The organism is Aquirufa sp. OSTEICH-129A (assembly GCF_054558355.1).
Genome location: NZ_JBPXKC010000001.1, coordinates 691434 through 709006, shown reverse-complemented (window position 1 = coordinate 709006; position 17573 = coordinate 691434). Strand labels below are relative to the sequence as shown.

Sequence of the window (17573 nt, the reverse complement as noted above, 5' to 3'; positions counted from 1 at the left end):
AATCCTGACTCCCAATAGGGAGCCAGGATTTAAACATTTGCCCGAGAATAGATCAGATGATTGGCATATTGTATGGTTAGGTATTGTTTTCATTTAAATGGAGGTACTTTTTGATGTTTTCAACATAGACCTTAAAAGCATTCGTACCTATTTCTGTTATACTCACAATGGTTAATGGATAGTTATTTTTAAATGTTTTTTCAATTTGAATATATCCTGCTTCATGTAGTTTCTTTAATTGATGACTTAAATTTCCTTGGGTTGTTTTAGTTTCTTTTAATAAATCATTGAAATGAGCATGTTTCACTGTTAGTAATATTGACATCACCGCTAGGCGGACGGGAGAGCTTAATATGGGGTCTAAATCTTTAAACATGAGGAGAAAATAGGTTCGGCACAACATTCCCTATCACCATGCAAGCACCATTTAGAAGTAATTGTTGATGAAAAGGGAGATACAAACAATAAATAGCACCTAGTCCAAAAATTAAACCACAAAAGATGAATAAGCGGTTTTTCATTAAAAACCCAGAAATGCTAGTTCCAATACCCACGCAAACTAGGATATTAGGAAATGGACTTGTTTGATTAAAAAGGGAGATATAAAGGGAAATGCCAATGGCGATGTATAGGGTAAACCACATCGTTAATACAAAATGGTTATAATAGCTTAGGGTATTTTTTTTACCAGCATAGCCCCAAATAACACTTAAAACAAGGCCAATGCTCGGAAATAAAACCCAAGGGTAATACCATGGAATAGTCAAAATATCTTGTAAGATGGCGTACTGAGTGAAGCTCGCAACGGCAATCAAGATACCCCAAAGCACATAGAATTTTCGTTGAATGTGGTAATCGTGGCGCGTAGATGACACTACCTTTTGTATAATGGCCAGACTTTCATGGGGGGCTAGTATGTTTTTTGACATGTTTTAGCGGTTTGTTGTTTGCAATATTAATGTAGTTTGTAATACAAACCAAATTATTTAGAAAAAAATATTTATTTGAATATTCCTACCTTTGTAATCAAATTCATGATTATGTATAAAACTACTGAAATAGCCTCTTCTGAAATTGCTTCGGATAATCCGATTCACCAACGTCTTTTATTTCCTTATTTGCATGTAAGCCAATTAGTTTCTGGTGATGTTTTGGAAATTGGGTGTGGTACTGGTAGGGGCGTTGGAGTACTTGCTCCTCAAGTAAGTAATTATACTGGGGTAGATAAGAATACGGAGTTAATGCAGGAGTTAAGTCAAAAATATCCTTCATTTACGTTTATTGACATGTTTTTACCCCCATTGAAAGATTTACCTTCAAATCATTATGATTTTGTGGTGACTTTTCAAGTAATTGAGCATATCGAAAATGATGATTTCTTTCTTCAAGAAGCTGCTCGTGTGTTAAAACCAGGAGGAAAATTATATTTAACCACGGTGAATAAGAAATTTTCATTAACCCGTAATCCATGGCATGTGAGGGAATATGATGCTATCGGCCTTCAAAAGTTGATGGAAAAACATTTTTCAACGGTTGTAACAGAAGGTATACACGGAAATTCTAAAGTGATGGATTATTATGAGGAGAATAAGAAATCGGTACAAAAAATTACGCGATTTGATATATTGAACCTTCAATACAAATTACCAAGAACTTGGTTACAAGTTCCATATGATATTGCTAATCGTATGAGTCGTTTGATTGTTTCTAAAGCGAATAATCAATTGGTGGATTCCATTCAGGTTGATGATTATTCCTTAAATCAAACTCCTGATACCTCTTTTGATTTCTTCTACACGGGCATAAAATAATACCATGGAATTCATTGATCCCGCCATAGATGCCTATTCTAGGTCTTTTACTGAGCCTGAAAGTGATTTATTGAAGCGTTTGGATCGAGAAACCCATGCTCAAGTATTACAGCCTCGCATGTTATCTGGTCATTTGCAAGGTCGTTTTTTGGCGCTCATTTCCTCCTTACTACAACCTAAATTAATACTTGAAATTGGTACTTATACGGGTTATTCAGCACTATGCTTAGCTGAAGGATTGGTGCCATCTGGAAAATTAATCACCTTGGATATCAATGAAGAGCTGGAACGATTTACTCGCTCTTTTTTCGAACAATCACCGCTTGGCTCTCAAATTGATTACCGAATTGTTGATGCTAAAGATGAAATTCCTAAGATAGTGGATGAAATTGATTTAGTGTTTATAGATGCCGACAAGCGAAATTATGCACTTTATTTTGACCTAGTAATAAATAAAGTACGAAAAGGGGGGCTAATTATCGTCGATAATGTGCTTTGGAGTGGAAAAGTAGTGGATGAATCAGCAAAAGATAAATCAACCCAAGCCTTGCGGGATTTTAATCAAAAGTGTTTAGAGGATCCTAGAGTAGAGAATCTACTTTTGCCTTTACGCGATGGATTGTTGATTTTAAAGAAGAAGGACTAGGGCTGGACTTTCAATTTTTGCCCAACTTGAATGTTAGGGTTTTTGCCTAATTTATTCCATTCAATAAGTTTTTGTACACTTATTCCATATTTTGAAGCTATTCTAAACAAGGTTTCTCCTGCCTTCACTTGGTGGATACTTGGGCTTTTAGAAAGTGCTGGAGTTTCAACGGAAGCATTTACCTTCTCTGTTCTTTTTTTAGGTGCTTCTTCTTGCACCTTTATGGCCTCTTTTATTTCTTTATCTGGAGCATCTGAACGTATGGTAATTTCTCTGCTGACAGCTGGGTCTATATAAACTGAATTACTTATGCTTTTTATATTTACTTTAGGCTCCTCTGCTACGGTCTCTTCTATTTTTTCTTTGACTTCTTTAACCTGAGCCGGCGATTTTTTTGCTTTTTCATCCAATTGCTCGGCAATTAATTCCAGCATGGGTATTTTCCTTGATACTTTGATTTTTTGGCCTAGGCTTATCATTGCGCTCATTTCTAAGCCATTTAGTTTTAATAAGTCAGGCAATTTCATGTCATATTTTCGAGCAATGGAGCTTAAACTTTCACCTGATTCTACGCTATGCCATCTCGTTTCTACTTTATCACTCAAAATAGGCTTATGTTTCTTTTTAGGGTACAGTGCCTCTTGAGGCACCTCAGCTTCCACGTAAAGTTTGTTGGTGTCACTGGAAGCGATGAGCGCTGAACTTTGTGCAGCAAGACTAACATTACTCTTTGATTCAAATATGGATACATTGGAGGGGTGATATAAAGTATATTCTTTATCATCAGGAACCCAATCCTTTAATACCCAAGAATTATATTTTTTTAAATCATCATAACTGACTTTCCATTCATCTGATAACTCCATCAGGTTTTTACCTTTTACTTGTTTGTAGGTAACCATGCTGGGAGTAGAGGTGGCTGTGCTGTCTTGTGAGTTTAATTGTAATTCGGTTTCCCAAAAATGTTTGTAGGCTAGAAATCGCAATACATACCAATCTGTACTTGAATCGACTTCAATCAATGATTTTCCTAACCAGTCTGTCGCCAGGGGCATTTTTTTTAAAGTTCCCAAGCCCAAACGGTAAGAAAGTAAGGTGCTTAGCCAATTGTCTAAAACGGTATTATTTCTAGTTAAATAATTGACAGCTCCTCTGGTGGCTTCCATGATGTGGCGTCTTTCATCCACTTCTTTATTTACTTTTAAACCTACGTCTTTGGCTGTTTCTAATTTAAATTGCCAATAGCCCACGGCATTGGAGCTTGAAACTGCATTGGGATTCAATGCACTCTCTTGTACACATAAGTATTTAAATTCGTCTGGGATATTACCATCTTTTAAGATAGGTTCAATGATGGGAAAAAATAGCCTCATTTTTTCTTTCATCATACCTACATATTTCTTGTTGGCCCCCAACATAGCCCATTCTTTTTCTAAAATAGGTTTAGCGGAAGGATGAATAGCTACGCGCAAATTACCAAGACTTAAGGTATCTGGACGAAGGCTTGCTTGAAGGGTAAAATGGTAGCTGCTTACAAACAACAAAAAAAGAAATACTAGCTTTTTTTGATTCATAAAAGATATGTTAATAAAGCTATGAAGGCTTTTGAAGTCTATTTTATTGTAAAATTACCAAATATTCTCATTTAACGGTTTTAAAATAGGATTATTGCTAATTGTCCAATTGTTTCAAGAGCTTGGGAATATCTTTACCTTTGTAAAAAATAGGAAATAATGATATTGATTGATGAAACTGTAATTAGTGAGGATGTAGCGGATGAGTTTTTTGTATGTGATTTGAGTAAATGTAAAGGGGCTTGTTGTGTTGAAGGAGATTTGGGTGCACCTTTGGAGGAAGAAGAGTTAGCCATTATTGAAAATATACAAGAGCAAATTGCTCCTTATTTATCTGAAGAGGGTAAGGCGGTAATTCAACAAGTAGGAACCTGGGTAAAAGATGAGGATGGTGATTTTTCTACTCCGGTAATTGAAGGAAGAGAATGTGTTTATGCCATTTATGATGATAAAAAATACCTAAAGTGTGGTATTGAGCAAGCGTATTTTGACGGCAAAATTGATTTCAGAAAGCCTATTTCTTGTCATTTATACCCGATTCGCATTGCTAAATTAGCGGAATATCAAGCTTTAAATTATGACCGCTGGTCGATTTGTTCCGATGCTTGCTCCCACGGGAAGCAGTTAGGAGTACCTATCTATAAATTTCTAAAAGAACCTTTGATTCGGAAGTTTGGCGAGAAATGGTACAATGAGCTAGAAAAAGAAATTGAAGAAAGAAAAGAACTGTAGGTAGGTTTTCTATTCGTTGTTTTAGCGCGCTACATGCTAGCGCATCAACCAGTGTTTTCCATGGCTGCCAATCTGAATTCTTTTGAGGCTATTTATCAAGTTGTACAGCTGATCCCAAGAGGTAAAGTAACTTCCTATGGAGCTATTGCTGCCTATTTAGGTATGAAAGGGGGAGCACGCATGGTGGGTTGGGCGATGAATGCCTCTCATACATTGGAGGATGTTCCAGCCCATCGAGTGGTGAATCGTAATGGATTATTGACGGGTAAAAATTTCTTTGGAGGGAATCGAATGCAGGAGCTTCTTGAAGCTGAAGGAATTCAGGTCATTGATGATAAAATAGTTGAATTTTCCCAGCATTTTTGGGATCCAGGGGTCGAATTATAAGGCAAATTTCTAGATTAAAAATTAATCAATTTGACTTAAGAATTTCTTGCCCCCTAACATGCGCATTTGTCGCTGTATTGTGTTGGTCCTTCTTTGTACATAATTGGAAGGATTTTGGATAGAAAAACGGATCGGATTCGGTAATACTGCTGCTATTCTTGCGGCCTCGGCACGACTTACTTCAGAAGAAGAATGTCCGTAATATTTACGGCAAGCAGCTTCTACTCCAAATGTCATTTTTCCCGTTTCTGCCACATTGAGGTACACTTCTAGTATTCTTTTTTTGCCCCAAATTATCTCAATCATAAAGGTAAAATATGCCTCTAGACCTTTTCTGAGGTAACTTCGACCTTGCCATAAAAAAACGTTTTTAGCTACTTGTTGGGAAATTGTACTTGCTCCTTTGATGCGTTTTCCCTTCATATTATGACGCATTGCACCCCACATGGCATCAAAATCAAATCCTTTATGCTCAGGGAAAAGTTGATCTTCAGAAGCAATAACAGCCAGGGCACAGTTTTTATCAATTTCTGAATATGAAGTCCAATTTGAATATATTTTGCTTGGATTTCCTTCAAAAATGGCGTCTATTTTTCGACTTGCCATGGTAGGCGTGAAGTATATGGGAAGGAATTTCAATAAAATAATCATCACCAAAGAGGCAATCCAGGCATAAAAAACAAACCAGGAGAGCTTAATGAAATATTTTTTGAAAATATTGGTCGACGAAACCTTTGGGCTAGAATTTACTTTTCCGAATTTAGACGATTTGGTAGCTAGGCGCGTTTCTTTCGTAAAGTCAATTCTTTTTGCCATTGAGATGTCTGAAATTATAATAGTTTGCAAAAATACAATCTTAATTGAAAAGCAGGATTAAATTAGAAAAATATCGCTACTCAATTTATCTGCAATTAATTTTCCGGAATCAGTCAGTATTAAAAAACCATTTTCTTCCTGAGCCCAGTTCTTTTCTTTCCATTCATCGATTTCTTTTTGAGGAAAATGTTGATGAAGGTCTTGAAATGCCTTTTTTACATGGTGTAAATCAATGCCCCACATGGTTCTTAAGCGAGTCATTAGGTATTCGTTTATCTTGTTTTCCGGGCTTAATTGCTCTAATTCAAAGTACTTTTCTCCTTGTTCTATACGGCTGATATAGGTTTTGTTATTGGCTATGTTCCATTGACGACTATGGCCATTATAGCTATGGGCGGATGGACCTATCCCCAAATATTCCTCCTGATTCCAATAACTTGAATTGTGTTTTGAATAGTGTTTGTTTTTGGCAAAATTAGACACTTCGTATGCTTCATATCCGGCTAACTTCAGTATTTGATGGCTTAATTCAAAATGCGCTGCCATGAGGTTATCGGGAGTTTCCAGTAAAAGACCTTTTTGTTTTTGTTTACCAAAGACGGTTCTAGGCTCTATCGTTAAACTATAAGCTGAAATATGATCAACATCTAAGGAGATGGCTTGCTGAATATCATGGGCTGTTTCTTGCAGACTATGGCCGCTAATTCCATAAATAATATCGATGCTGATATTATTCAAACCTAAATCTTGGGCTCTTTTAATGGCATTTTTGGAATCTAGGCTGCTATGGTTGCGATGTAAATGGCGTAGACTTTCATCCTTAAATGTTTGTATTCCCACACTCAGTCGATTGATGCCTATTCGTTGAAGCACCTCGATATAATCCTTGCTTAAATCTTCAGGATTGGCTTCTAGTGTTATTTCTGCATGCTTATTGACTTGATAAATTTCATTTATCTTTTCAAAAAGTCGATTTAGTTGATTTTCAGATAGGAGGGAAGGAGTTCCCCCACCTAAATAGATGGTATCAATTTCCCTTTTGCTTAAATACTCTTTTTGCAGATCGATCTCTTGAAGCATTGCCTCCACCATCGAGTCCCTTTGAGATAAGACCGTAGAAAAATGGAAGTCACAATAATGACAAGCTTGTCGACAAAATGGAATATGTAGGTAAAGGTGCAAGCGTTTTCTTAGGGTTCAAAGATTAAATAGCTCAATTGATCTGGTACAAACATTTCTTGGGCTAAAGTTTGAAGTTTATCCGAAGTGATGGCATCAATTTGTAAGAATAATTCATCTAAACTTTCGATTTTTTCACGATCTAACAGGTTTTTTGCCATCATGAGCATGAAGTTTAAATTTCCTTCCTCAGCCATGGCTAATTGTCCTTTAAGCTGCGATTTGATCTTTTGCAAGGCTGGCCCAGATAAAGCTTTTTGTTGCAACTTATCAAACTCCCGCATGATTAGTTTGATGGATTTATTGACTTGGTTGGGTTCCGTTCCAAAATAAATGGCCCAAAAACCAGAATCAATGTAGGAGGTAAAGCTAGCCTCAATGGAGTAAACCAATCCATGTCTTTCACGAACTGAAACATTTAACAATGAATTCATTCCTGGCCCACCTAATAAATTGATGAGTGTAAAAAAGGCCATTCTGTTAGGGTTAGCCAAGGCGTAGGATTGTCTACCTAAAGCCACGTGCGACTGTGTAACGCCGCGTTTGACGACCTTTCTTTCAGGAACCATTAGGCTAGGCTGAATACGTTTTAACTGTTGTTTTTTTGCCTGAATACCTCCCAAGTGTTTTTCTGCCCATTGAAATACTTTCTCATGAGGTAATTTTCCTATGGAAGAAAAAACAATCCGCGAAGTGTCCATATTTCTTTCAATGAACTGAATTAAATCAGCTTGTTGAAATCCTTGGACGGTTTGATTTGTTCCCAAAATATTCATTCCTAGAGAATGATTTGGGAATAATAATTCATCGAAATCGTCTTGAATGGCATCTTCTGGAGAGTCATAATACATGGACATCTCCTCCAAAATCACACTTCTTTCTTTTTCTAACTCCTTTTGAGGGAAGGTAGAATGGAAGGTAATGTCAGCTAATAATTCCAATGCTCTTTCGTAGTATGGGCTTAGCACAGAAGCATGAAAACAAATTTTCTCTTTTGTTGTGTAGGCATTTAATTCACCTCCGATAATCTCCAAACGATTGATAATCTGAATATTATTCTTCTTTTGAGTGCCTTTGAAAGCCATGTGTTCCCAAAAGTGGGCTATACCTTGCTCGGAATCATTTTCATCCCGACTGCCTATGTCCAACATGATGCCTACATGCGAAATTTCTGTATGTACTACTTGTCTATGAACAAGGATAATGCCATTGGAAAGCGTTCGGGTTTGAATCGAATTCATGTAGGTAATTGGATAAAAATGTCCCAAATTTAACTAATTTTATGGCCATTTCATTCATTTTTTTCTATGTTGGAGCATTCCAAAATTCTATTGATTCAAACAGCTTTTTTAGGAGATGCGGTACTAGCGACAGCCTTGTTAGAAAAGATTCGTTTAGAATCACCGGAAACGGAAATTCATTTGCTGGTAAGAAAGGGGAATGAAAGTTTATTCAAAGCCTATCCTTATACCAATCTCAGTCGGGTTTGGACCTATGATAAATCCAAAAAATGGTCCTCTTGGTTGGAGCTAAGGCATGATTTAAAGGCTGAGCATTTTGATGCCGTTTATGTCATTCAGCGATTTTTTGGCATGGGATTACTTAGTCTCAGTATTGGGGCTAAGCGTGTGGTTGGATTTGATAAAAACCCCTTATCCTTTTTATTTACTGAAAAAGTTGTACATGAATGGGGTTCGGGCGTTCATGAAGTGGAAAGAAATACGGCTTTAGTAAAATCTTGGTTAGGAGAAAAGGTATACAAGCCCTGCTTAAAGGCACCTGGATTTGCTTTAGGTCCCGAATTGAAGGAAAAAGAATATATCTGTATTTCTCCGGGCAGCGTTTGGGAAACGAAACGTTTACCTATTCGCATTTGGATTGAGTTTATTCAGCTTTTGCCTGAAAATCAGGTAGTTGTATTAATGGGTTCTCCCAATGAAATAGACTTGTCCAATCAAATTGCAGAAGCGTTTAAAGCCACGAATCGACTGGTTTTAAATGAAACGGGCCTCCATCCTTTGTTGGCTTCTGCCTATATTTTTCAACAAAGTAAAATGAGCTTTGTGAATGATTCAGGCCCTATGCATATTTGTTCAGCTGAAAATGTACCAACCGTGGCGGTGTATTGTTCTACAGTTCCGTCTTTTGGTTTTGGGCCTTTGGCAGACTGGAATCGTATTATAGAAACGCCACAAGTTTTAGATTGCCGTCCATGTGGAGATCATGGTAAAAAGCATTGTCCATTAGGCCATTATGCCTGCGGGGAAAGCATTCAAGCTGAATCCATTTTTCAGGCTTATCAGGATTTTTTAAGCGCGGGAAGCAAGTAAGTATAAAACAGCCATCCGTACTGCTACACCGTTTTCTACTTGATCTAATATGATGGAATGGGGAGAATCAGCTGCATCTGAACTTAATTCTACGCCTCGATTGATAGGACCAGGGTGCATCAAGACAATTTCCTTGGGTAGTTCATCCAGCATTTTTCGAGTAATTCCAAAGAATTGGGCGTATTCTCGCAGAGAAGGGAAATATTTGATTTGTTGGCGCTCTAGTTGAATTCTCAAGACATTGGCAGCATCGCACCATTGTAAAGTGTCTTTGACATCATGAGAAACTTCTACACCAAGGCTTTGAATATGCTTAGGAATTAAGGTACTAGGGCCACAAAGTCGAACCTGAGCACCTTGTTTTTTCAAGGCATATATATTGGAAAGCGCAACACGGGAATGTAAAATATCTCCAACGATGGCTATTTTTTTGCCTGCTAAATCACCCAGTTTTTCTCGGAGAGAAAAAGTGTCTAATAAGGCTTGCGTAGGGTGTTCGTGGGTTCCATCCCCTGCATTGATGATATTTGCTTTAATGTGCTTAGATAAATAGTGGGGAGCACCAGGGCTGGAATGGCGCATAACGATCATATCTACCTTCATAGCTAGAATGTTGTTCACTGTATCTAGCAAGGTTTCCCCTTTTTTGACCGAACTTCCTGAGGCAGAAAAGTTAATGGTGTCGGCAGAAAGTCTTTTCTCTGCTAATTCAAAGGATAAACGAGTACGCGTTGAATTCTCGAAAAATACATTGGCAATGGTCACATCACGTAAAGAAGGCACCTTTTTAATAGGTCTGTTGAGAACCTCTTTAAATTCTTTGGCCGTTTTTACTATCAGGTCAATGGATTCAGCATCCAGGTCTTTTATTCCTAATAAATGTGGCGATTTCAACATATTTATTTCATCATGGATGAGTGATTAACCAAATTTTGTCTGCATCATGGCCTTGTTCAGTCCATTCTACGAGTACCTTTTCGGTGGAAAGTGTATTGACACTTTTACCAATATAGTCAGCATTAATAGGCAAATCTCGGTTATAAATCCGATCTATTAATACACATAATTCTACTTTAGCTGGTCTGCCAAATGCTGTCATGGCATCCAAGGCTGCCCGAACCATACGTCCGGTAGCTAGCACGTCATCCACTAAAATAACCCGCTTATTTTCAATGATAAAGGGAATATGGGTACTATTGGGAGAAACTGGATCTCTTCTTCGAAAGTCATCTCGATAGAAAGTGGCATCCAGCTGACCAATTTGAGGAGCTTCGGTAAGGTGTTTACTTAGTTCTTTTGCAATTCTTTCTGCAAAATAAATTCCTCTAGGCTGCAGACCTAAAATGACGGTTTCTATACCTTCTATTTGATTTTCAATGAGCTCTTGGCATAACCTAGATATGGTTATTTCCAATAAGGGGCTTGATAAAATCAGCTTGTGAGTCATTGGTACAAAGGTAATATTTTTAGCTAATCTATTTTAGAAGATTCGCTCAGCAGCATTAAAATCTGGTAAAATTTGATCTTTATCTGAAACAATGGGTTGATCAACACCCCAGTCAATGCTGAGGGTAGGGTCATTCCAACGTATCCCAGATTCCGCTTCTTTATTCCAAAAATCAGTGCATTTATAAACAAAAATGGTTTCTTCTAGTGCTACAAATCCATGAGCAAACCCAACAGGTACATAAAGCATATTCCCCTTGTCTGCCTCTAAAATAAACTTCTCGTGTTGACCAAAGGTAGGAGAATCATGCCTCAAATCGACAATGACATCCATGACCTTACCGGTCATACAGCGAACCAATTTCCCTTGTCCATGCGGATTCTTTTGAAAATGTAAACCTCTCAGTACTCCCGGAGTAGAAAAGGAGTAATTATCTTGAACGAAATTTTCCGAAATGCCATTGGCAGCAAATAATTTTTGGTTGTAAGACTCGTAAAAGTGGCCTCTAGCATCAAAAAACTTAGTTGGAATACATTCAATTACTCCTGGGAGCTGGTGTTTAATAAATTGCATAAATTCGAGATCGTGATTGCTTTCCTCTTTTTTTGATATTGCTTGGAAAGAACTTAATTTGCGCCAAAATTATTCATATTTCGGCATTTAAACAATGTCCTTTCCCAATCTCTATGAATTCATCTGCATTAGTCAAACAAATAGAACAAAAACGGTCATTTTTATGTGTTGGCTTGGATTCTGACCTTAGTCTGATTCCAAGTAAATTTAGGCAGGAGAAAGATCCGATTTTTGCATTTAATCAAGCCGTCATAGATGCGACGCATGCCTATGCCGTAGCCTATAAGCCCAATATCGCTTTTTATGAGGCGATGGGACCACGAGGTTGGGAGAGTTTGCAAAAAACGATGGAATATATTCCCAAGGATATTTTTACCATAGCGGATGCGAAAAGAGGTGATATAGGAAATACTGCTTTGAAATACGCTCAAACTTTTTTTGATCCGGCAAGCAGTGGTTTGGATTTTGACTCCATCACGGTGGCTCCTTACATGGGTAGAGATTCGGTGGAGCCTTTTTTGACTTACCGAGATAAATGGGTGATTCTTTTGGCGCTAACTTCCAATGTGGGAAGTCATGATTTTCAAATGACTAAATCGGAAGATTATATGCCTTTGTTTGAAAGAGTCATGCGTACCGCCATGACATGGGGTTCCCCTGAGCACTTGATGTTTGTGATTGGTGCTACTCGTTCAGATTTTTTACAAAAGGCCCGCGAATTTGCTCCCGATAATTTCTTTTTGGTACCAGGTGTGGGAGCACAAGGTGGAAGTTTAGAGGATGTGGCAAAGTATGCCATGAATTCTCAAGTGGGCTTATTAGTGAACTCATCTCGTGGCATTATTTACGCAGGTGAAGATACAGCGGTATCTGCAGCGCGTGAGGCCAAGAAAATTCAAGAAGAAATGGATCGGTATTTGGATGAATATCGGAGGTAAAATATTAGTGATTAGTGATTAGTTATTAGTGATTAGAGTTTAGTGATAAAGTATTTTTATTACTTATAAATTTTGGATTCTTTTTGGGTGATAATGCATCATTCAACATTTACATAATCGCATTAAAACATGGAACTAAGTATATCTACTCCCGCCTTATTGTTTTCGACTGTTTCCTTATTGATGATCGCCTTTACGAATCGTTTCATGTCGATGGCTTCTTTGATCCGTGATTTACACGTGAAATTTCAAAAGAATCCGGAAGATGCCATTTTCAAACAAATTGAGAACTTAAGGCTACGCATGAAATTGATTCAATCCATGCAAATCATTGCCATTTTCAGTTTGTTATTAAGCGTCATGTGTATGTTTCTTCTTTTCATGAATGAAGAAATCATCGCTCGGTGGTTTTTCGGGATTGGACTTATTGGAATGAGTTTAGCCTTGAGTTTAAGTGCTTGGGAGATCACTATTTCGACCAAAGCATTGGAAGTGGAATTGTCTGATATGGAGGATATCATCGCCAAACGAAAATAATCCAAGTTTATTTTTATTTTTTATTTGAATAGTTAAAAATATTTTTTGGAGCTATTTTAAGTATTGAATATTAATACTATTTTTGTGTACAATTTCAATGTAAAACTAGATGAAATTGTATTGAAACAGAATCAACTATTAAAAATACTACTTAGGCGGATTGAATAAAGGCTCGGAATTTTTCTGAGTCTTTATTGTTTTTAGGCCTTTAGTATCAATGCAGCCATAGGAGGGAGGTTCAAGGAAATGGAGAATGCCTTTCCTTGCCAATTTATCTCTTCGGTCATCACGGCTCCAGAAATTGGATAATCACTTCCTCCAAATTCTTTTTTGTCGGAATTAAATATGACTTTCCAAATACCAGGTAATGGAACACCAATTCGATAATTTTCTCTAGGAGCTGGGGTTAGATTTAAAATGACAATGACCTGTTGTTTAGCTATTTCGCCTTTACGTAGGTAACTAATGACCGAGTTTCCTTGATCATTGGATTCAATCCATTCAAATCCTTCGTGGGAGAATTGTTTGCTAAATAATGCAGCTTCTTCCTGGTATAAATGGTTGAGGGCTTTGACGGTCGACTGTATTCCTTTGTGGTAAAAATTATCTAATTCATGCCAATCGAGGGATTGATTGTGATTCCATTCCTCTTTTTGGCCAAATTCGCCACCCATAAATAATAATTTACTTCCTGGGTGAGTGAATTGCTCACTTAGTAAAACCCGTAGGTTGGCAAATTTTTGCCATTCATCTCCAGGCATTTTATTCAGTAAGGAATTTTTGCCATACACTACCTCATCATGAGATAGGGGTAGGCAAAAGTTCTCGGTGAAGGCATAAATGAGTGAAAATGTTAAATCATTTAAGTGGTATTTACGGTGAATGGGGTCCTTGTGAAAGAAGTTTAAGGTGTCATTCATCCAACCCATCATCCATTTTTGCCCAAAGCCTAAACCACCCTGAAATACGGGTTTAGTTACACCGGGGAAGCTGGTTGACTCTTCTGCAATCATCTGAATATCAGGGAATTCACCATACATGTGAACATTTAGTTCTTGTAGGAATGAAATGGCCTCAAGGTTATGATTTCCTCCATAAATATTAGCTTCCCATTCTCCATCATTTCTGGAATAATCCAAATAGAGCATAGAAGCAACAGCATCTACGCGTAGGCCATCGATGTGATAACGATCAAGCCAAAATGCGGCATTTGACATCAAGAAGCTTCGGACTTCATTTTTGCCGTAATCAAATATATAGGATTGCCAATCAGGGTGGAATCCACGTTTAGGATCAGGATGTTCATAGAGGCAGCCACCATCAAAATTTCGAAGTCCGTGGGCATCTCCAGGGAAATGGGAAGGTACCCAATCTAAGATGACACCAATACCTTCTTGGTGGAACCTTTCTACCAAGGTCATGAAACCTTGAGGATCGCCGAATCGGGAGGAAGGAGCGAAGTAGCCCGTAATCTGATATCCCCAAGACGGGCCATATGGGTGCTCCATTATAGGCATGAACTCTACATGCGTGAAGCCCATGTCTTTGACATATTGGACTAATTTATCACTCAAGTCAGCATAGCTCAGGTAATCATTTTCTAAGGTTTTTTGCCAAGAACCTAGGTGTACCTCGTAAATGGACATGGGGGCATTTAAGGAGTTTTTACGACTTCTTTCTTGCATCCAGGTCTGATCTTTCCATTCTTTATAGGTATTCCAAACGATACTGGCTGTTTTGGGAGGAGTTTCGCAGAATAGGCCCATGGGGTCTAATTTTTCTAAAATCTCTCCTGTTTTGCTTTTAATCCAGTATTTATAGGTTTCACCGGTTTTGACATTGGGGATAAATCCTTCCCAGATTCCTGAGGAATCCCAGCGAGGATAGAGCCCATGGGCGCTAGAATCCCAGAAATTGAAATTACCTACTACGAATACTGATTCGGCATTAGGTGCCCATACGGAAAAATAGGTACCAATTTCACCATCTAGCTCAATTTCAAATGCACCTAATTTCTCATATAAACGGGTGTGTTTCCCATTCAAAAATAGGGCAATATCAAAATCGCTAAAAAAAGAATGTGGTTTAACTATGGCCATAAGAGCGTGTGTTTCAATGTAAAGGCTAAAATAATAAAATTAAATTGATTAAAACTCAGTTTTTTTTTGCGCACAGTATTTGAATTTTTAAAGGAAACTCCTACCTTTGTGCCACCAAAATGACAATTGGTCCGTTCGTCTAGGGGTTAGGACACGTCCCTTTCACGGATGAAACACGGGTTCGATTCCCGTACGGACTACTTCGGTAGACAAATTGACCCTGTGAATGTATAATTCACAGGGTTTTTTGTTTCTAGGCCAAATTCCACCTATTCTTATTTCTTGTTTTCTGATTAGATGATTCAATGCTTTTCGTGCTTTTAATGCTATTGCAATCGGCCTGATTGATTACCTACTGGCCCCTAACTTGGCCCAGAATAATTCGATGATTTTTGTATTTTCCCTTGTTTAGCAGAAAATATTCTAATCCGACTATCATGTTATGATTGAATTAATCATCACACTTGAAATTCTATTTCTTAAAACATCTGACTATTATCATGATTAACTAAGAGCTTTTTACATGTTTTATATTCTAGAATTTTTATTTTTAAATTGTCAAATGGTTCAAGAATCAGATAAATGGTTCCATTTTATTGCTTGAACTTTGAGAAGGTATAATGTAGAATTGAGACATTGTTGTGACAGTGATTTATTTGTCAACGCTAAGTTCAATTTTTACTTTTAAATTTTTTGATTATACCAGTGTTCGATCAAAATGACTATTCATGAATTATTTATTCATGTTGTTCTAAATTATTTATGACCTATTAAAATTAAATCTATGAAAGTTTTTATTTGGGGCTTTTTAGGCCTTTTCTTTTTGACAAATCTTGAATCATGCGAACATCGTAAATCAATGAATGTTAATTTGTTATCTAATTCAAGTGCTGTTCAAGATTCTTTAGAAATAAAAAAGAAATTGGAGATTTCTAAAACGAATCTAATGACTAATTATAAAATAAGTATTCAAGAAGGGATCAAAGCTTCTCAACTGGCAGAGAAATACCATAGCACCAATCTGCTATTTGAATCTTACCTGGCAGTCATTAGAGCATCCATGTTTTCAGGACTTTTTGAGGTTGGTGCCTTGTATATGAATAAATATTTGGACTTAGCTGAACAGGAAAAGAATGATAAAAAGATTGGTCAAGCTTACGCAAATCTCGGGGTTTTACACATGTTTTTGGGAGATATAAATTTAGCTGATAGTTTATTTTCAGAGGGCTTGATAAAACTCAATCGTTATGCCAAGGAACATCAAGAACAGGTTTCTGTGGAAGATCAGTTGAATATTTTTCTTGATTTAGGACATATTTACTCAGAAAGAAAACAATATGCGAAAGCAGAGCAATTTTATTTAAAAGGATTTGCTTTAGCAAAAAAACATCAAGATTATCAGTTGGTTTATGCTCAAATTGCACAATCCCTTGGAATCTTATATTTAAATACAAATCAATTAGCTCTTTCCAAAACTTATTTGGATTTGGCATTGGAATTACAAAAAAAACTAAAAAATCAACCTATGATATCAAGTTGCTTGATGTCTTTAGGAGAGTTTAGTGAAAAAAGTAAGCAAAAAAATCAAGCTTTGATGTATTATCAAAAGGCCTTATACCTTGCAGAAATATCAGAAAATGTAGAAAACGTGACCAATATTTCTGAGCGGCTTTATCATATTTATGTAAAAGAACAGAAATTCAAATTGGCACTTCAATATTTAAATCAAAGTATTAAGGCCAAAGAAATCATGAAAAAAGAACAGGCTAAAGAAGCCTTGTTTAAGAAATCTTTCGCTAGATCTATTCTGAAAAATGAAGAAGATGAAAAAAGAAACGATAGAAATACCAAAATCTTGGTAGGGTTTTTAATCTTGTTTTTGTTTTTGATTTTCACGTTTTATTTCCGAAAATTCATCAAATCTAAACGTGAAGTCAAATTATTGCGCAAAAGAAGCCAAGAACAATTAGAAAAAAGTAAACAAGAAAATTCGATACTTCAAGAAAATCTTGAGTTTGTTAATAAAAAAATGGCATCTAATGCATTACAAGCCATTCAAAAAGAAGAATCACTCAATCAGATTGTTCATCGAATTAAATCATCTAAGCCATCCGCTCCTGATTCGACTAACCTATTAAAAAGTATTTCTAAGGATATAGAAAAGGTAAATTCTACTAAAAATTGGGAGGAATTTGAAGTTAGATTCATAGAAATTCATTCCGATTTTTTTCATCGACTGATGGAAGTGCACCCCAATCTTAGTAATAATGAACGTCGATTATGTGCATTTTTAAAATTGGATATGAGTACCAAAGAGATTGTTAATTTAACAGGTCAATCTTTGCGGGCAGTGGAATTAGCGAGAATTCGATTGCGTAAAAAGCTAAATTTAACAAATTCCGATTTGAGTATTTTTCAGTATCTATCTGATTTTTAGGTGATTGTATCGCTATTTTTAATAATTTTTTTATGAGACAATCTTGTGACAGTCCTTTTTTTGTATG

The 17573-nt window shown here is 36.8% G+C and carries 18 protein-coding genes and 1 tRNA gene; 9 read left to right on the top strand and 10 right to left on the bottom strand.

Translation table 11 applies throughout. The annotated features are described in order from the left end of the window. Positions 1 to 76: 76 nt before the first annotated feature. The gene (locus tag SKC36_RS03165) at positions 77 to 376 is read right to left on the bottom strand and encodes a winged helix-turn-helix domain-containing protein (RefSeq protein WP_459453077.1); all 300 of its coding nucleotides are present in this window, start codon (positions 374 to 376) and stop codon (positions 77 to 79) included. Beyond that, complete coding sequence (locus SKC36_RS03160) at positions 369 to 929, bottom strand: hypothetical protein (protein ID WP_459464547.1); 561 nt, start codon at positions 927 to 929, stop codon at positions 369 to 371. Before SKC36_RS03160 ends, SKC36_RS03165 begins: the two co-directional genes overlap by 8 nt. A 111-nt stretch (positions 930 to 1040) precedes the next feature. Between SKC36_RS03160 and SKC36_RS03155 the strand changes: the two genes are divergently transcribed. Together SKC36_RS03155 and SKC36_RS03150 are read left to right on the top strand one after the other, a co-directional pair. Further along, entirely contained in the window at positions 1041 to 1811 is a 771-nt protein-coding gene (locus SKC36_RS03155) for a class I SAM-dependent methyltransferase (RefSeq protein ID WP_459453075.1), read from the top strand. Positions 1812 to 1815: 4 nt separating this feature from the next. Next, the gene (locus SKC36_RS03150) at positions 1816 to 2457 is read left to right on the top strand and encodes an O-methyltransferase (RefSeq protein ID WP_459464542.1); all 642 of its coding nucleotides are present in this window, start codon (positions 1816 to 1818) and stop codon (positions 2455 to 2457) included. Here SKC36_RS03150 and SKC36_RS03145 read toward each other — a convergent pair. Continuing rightward, positions 2454 to 4031, bottom strand: a complete 1578-nt coding sequence (locus tag SKC36_RS03145) for a LysM peptidoglycan-binding domain-containing protein (protein ID WP_459464540.1) — start codon at positions 4029 to 4031, stop codon at positions 2454 to 2456. The genes SKC36_RS03150 and SKC36_RS03145 overlap by 4 nt on opposite strands. Positions 4032 to 4190: 159 nt before the next feature. Here SKC36_RS03145 and SKC36_RS03140 point away from each other — a divergent pair, with 159 nt between their 5' ends. Both SKC36_RS03140 and SKC36_RS03135 read left to right on the top strand, forming a co-directional pair. Further along, positions 4191 to 4763 carry a DUF3109 family protein gene (locus tag SKC36_RS03140; protein ID WP_459464538.1) on the top strand — a complete coding sequence of 191 codons (573 nt, stop codon included), beginning with the start codon at positions 4191 to 4193 and terminating at the stop codon, positions 4761 to 4763. A gap of 60 nt (positions 4764 to 4823) precedes the next feature. After that, positions 4824 to 5150, top strand: coding sequence for an MGMT family protein (locus SKC36_RS03135; RefSeq protein WP_459464536.1), 327 nt, complete (start codon positions 4824 to 4826; stop codon positions 5148 to 5150). A gap of 21 nt (positions 5151 to 5171) precedes the next feature. Here SKC36_RS03135 and mtgA read toward each other — a convergent pair whose 3' ends face one another. The 3 genes from mtgA to SKC36_RS03120 are packed head-to-tail and all read right to left on the bottom strand — an operon-like array spanning position 5172 to position 8386. Beyond that, positions 5172 to 5966 carry a monofunctional biosynthetic peptidoglycan transglycosylase gene (mtgA, locus tag SKC36_RS03130; RefSeq protein WP_459464534.1) on the bottom strand — a complete coding sequence of 265 codons (795 nt, stop codon included), beginning with the start codon at positions 5964 to 5966 and terminating at the stop codon, positions 5172 to 5174. Positions 5967 to 6023: 57 nt separating this feature from the next. Next, positions 6024 to 7148, bottom strand: coding sequence for a radical SAM family heme chaperone HemW (hemW, locus tag SKC36_RS03125; RefSeq protein WP_459464532.1), 1125 nt, complete (start codon positions 7146 to 7148; stop codon positions 6024 to 6026). Between the two features lie 8 nt (positions 7149 to 7156). Then, positions 7157 to 8386: a M16 family metallopeptidase gene (locus tag SKC36_RS03120; protein WP_459453068.1), complete on the bottom strand. Its 1230-nt coding sequence runs from the start codon at positions 8384 to 8386 to the stop codon at positions 7157 to 7159. Between the two features lie 66 nt (positions 8387 to 8452). Here SKC36_RS03120 and SKC36_RS03115 point away from each other — a divergent pair, with 66 nt between their 5' ends. Further along, positions 8453 to 9475: a glycosyltransferase family 9 protein gene (locus SKC36_RS03115; protein ID WP_459464530.1), complete on the top strand. Its 1023-nt coding sequence runs from the start codon at positions 8453 to 8455 to the stop codon at positions 9473 to 9475. Here the strand turns inward: SKC36_RS03115 and SKC36_RS03110 are convergent. Genes SKC36_RS03110 through rfbC form a run of 3 tightly spaced genes read right to left on the bottom strand, consistent with a single transcriptional unit; the run spans position 9455 to position 11495 of the window. Continuing rightward, positions 9455 to 10372 (bottom strand): aspartate carbamoyltransferase catalytic subunit, encoded by a 918-nt coding sequence (locus SKC36_RS03110; protein WP_459464527.1) that lies wholly within the window; start codon positions 10370 to 10372, stop codon positions 9455 to 9457. The two genes, SKC36_RS03115 and SKC36_RS03110, sit on opposite strands and share 21 nt — an antisense overlap. A gap of 10 nt (positions 10373 to 10382) precedes the next feature. Next, a complete protein-coding gene (pyrR, locus tag SKC36_RS03105; protein WP_459464525.1) occupies positions 10383 to 10922 on the bottom strand; it encodes a bifunctional pyr operon transcriptional regulator/uracil phosphoribosyltransferase PyrR in 540 nt (179 codons plus the stop codon). Positions 10923 to 10955: 33 nt separating this feature from the next. Continuing rightward, the gene (gene rfbC, locus SKC36_RS03100) at positions 10956 to 11495 is read right to left on the bottom strand and encodes a dTDP-4-dehydrorhamnose 3,5-epimerase (RefSeq protein ID WP_459464523.1); all 540 of its coding nucleotides are present in this window, start codon (positions 11493 to 11495) and stop codon (positions 10956 to 10958) included. A 113-nt stretch (positions 11496 to 11608) separates the two neighbouring features. Between rfbC and pyrF the strand changes: the two genes are divergently transcribed. Further along, a complete protein-coding gene (gene pyrF, locus SKC36_RS03095; protein WP_459464521.1) occupies positions 11609 to 12433 on the top strand; it encodes an orotidine-5'-phosphate decarboxylase in 825 nt (274 codons plus the stop codon). 129 nt (positions 12434 to 12562) lie between these two features. Next, positions 12563 to 12970 (top strand): DUF2721 domain-containing protein, encoded by a 408-nt coding sequence (locus SKC36_RS03090; protein WP_459464519.1) that lies wholly within the window; start codon positions 12563 to 12565, stop codon positions 12968 to 12970. A 200-nt stretch (positions 12971 to 13170) separates the two neighbouring features. Here SKC36_RS03090 and glgB read toward each other — a convergent pair whose 3' ends face one another. Then, a complete protein-coding gene (gene glgB, locus SKC36_RS03085) occupies positions 13171 to 15069 on the bottom strand; it encodes a 1,4-alpha-glucan branching protein GlgB (protein ID WP_459464516.1) in 1899 nt (632 codons plus the stop codon). Positions 15070 to 15197: 128 nt separating this feature from the next. On the opposite strand from glgB, the gene SKC36_RS03080 reads away from it, so the two are divergent. Beyond that, positions 15198 to 15269 (top strand) — tRNA-Glu (locus tag SKC36_RS03080). Between the two features lie 584 nt (positions 15270 to 15853). Then, a complete protein-coding gene (locus SKC36_RS03075) occupies positions 15854 to 17506 on the top strand; it encodes a tetratricopeptide repeat protein (protein ID WP_459464514.1) in 1653 nt (550 codons plus the stop codon). Positions 17507 to 17573: the final 67 nt, after the last annotated feature.

Bases quoted from the DNA above. Each gene is read 5' to 3' on its own strand.
- SKC36_RS03165 (WP_459453077.1), bottom strand. From the start codon at position 376: ATGTTTAAAGATTTAGACCCCATATTAAGCTCTCCCGTCCGCCTAGCG.
- SKC36_RS03160 (WP_459464547.1), bottom strand. From the start codon at position 929: ATGTCAAAAAACATACTAGCCCCCCATGAAAGTCTGGCCATTATACAA.
- SKC36_RS03155 (WP_459453075.1), top strand. From the start codon at position 1,041: ATGTATAAAACTACTGAAATAGCCTCTTCTGAAATTGCTTCGGATAAT.
- SKC36_RS03150 (WP_459464542.1), top strand. From the start codon at position 1,816: ATGGAATTCATTGATCCCGCCATAGATGCCTATTCTAGGTCTTTTACT.
- SKC36_RS03145 (WP_459464540.1), bottom strand. From the start codon at position 4,031: ATGAATCAAAAAAAGCTAGTATTTCTTTTTTTGTTGTTTGTAAGCAGC.
- SKC36_RS03140 (WP_459464538.1), top strand. From the start codon at position 4,191: ATGATATTGATTGATGAAACTGTAATTAGTGAGGATGTAGCGGATGAG.
- SKC36_RS03135 (WP_459464536.1), top strand. From the start codon at position 4,824: ATGGCTGCCAATCTGAATTCTTTTGAGGCTATTTATCAAGTTGTACAG.
- mtgA (WP_459464534.1), bottom strand. From the start codon at position 5,966: ATGGCAAAAAGAATTGACTTTACGAAAGAAACGCGCCTAGCTACCAAA.
- SKC36_RS03120 (WP_459453068.1), bottom strand. From the start codon at position 8,386: ATGAATTCGATTCAAACCCGAACGCTTTCCAATGGCATTATCCTTGTT.
- SKC36_RS03115 (WP_459464530.1), top strand. From the start codon at position 8,453: ATGTTGGAGCATTCCAAAATTCTATTGATTCAAACAGCTTTTTTAGGA.
- SKC36_RS03110 (WP_459464527.1), bottom strand. From the start codon at position 10,372: ATGTTGAAATCGCCACATTTATTAGGAATAAAAGACCTGGATGCTGAA.
- pyrR (WP_459464525.1), bottom strand. From the start codon at position 10,922: ATGACTCACAAGCTGATTTTATCAAGCCCCTTATTGGAAATAACCATA.
- rfbC (WP_459464523.1), bottom strand. From the start codon at position 11,495: ATGCAATTTATTAAACACCAGCTCCCAGGAGTAATTGAATGTATTCCA.
- pyrF (WP_459464521.1), top strand. From the start codon at position 11,609: ATGAATTCATCTGCATTAGTCAAACAAATAGAACAAAAACGGTCATTT.
- SKC36_RS03090 (WP_459464519.1), top strand. From the start codon at position 12,563: ATGGAACTAAGTATATCTACTCCCGCCTTATTGTTTTCGACTGTTTCC.
- glgB (WP_459464516.1), bottom strand. From the start codon at position 15,069: ATGGCCATAGTTAAACCACATTCTTTTTTTAGCGATTTTGATATTGCC.
- SKC36_RS03075 (WP_459464514.1), top strand. From the start codon at position 15,854: ATGAAAGTTTTTATTTGGGGCTTTTTAGGCCTTTTCTTTTTGACAAAT.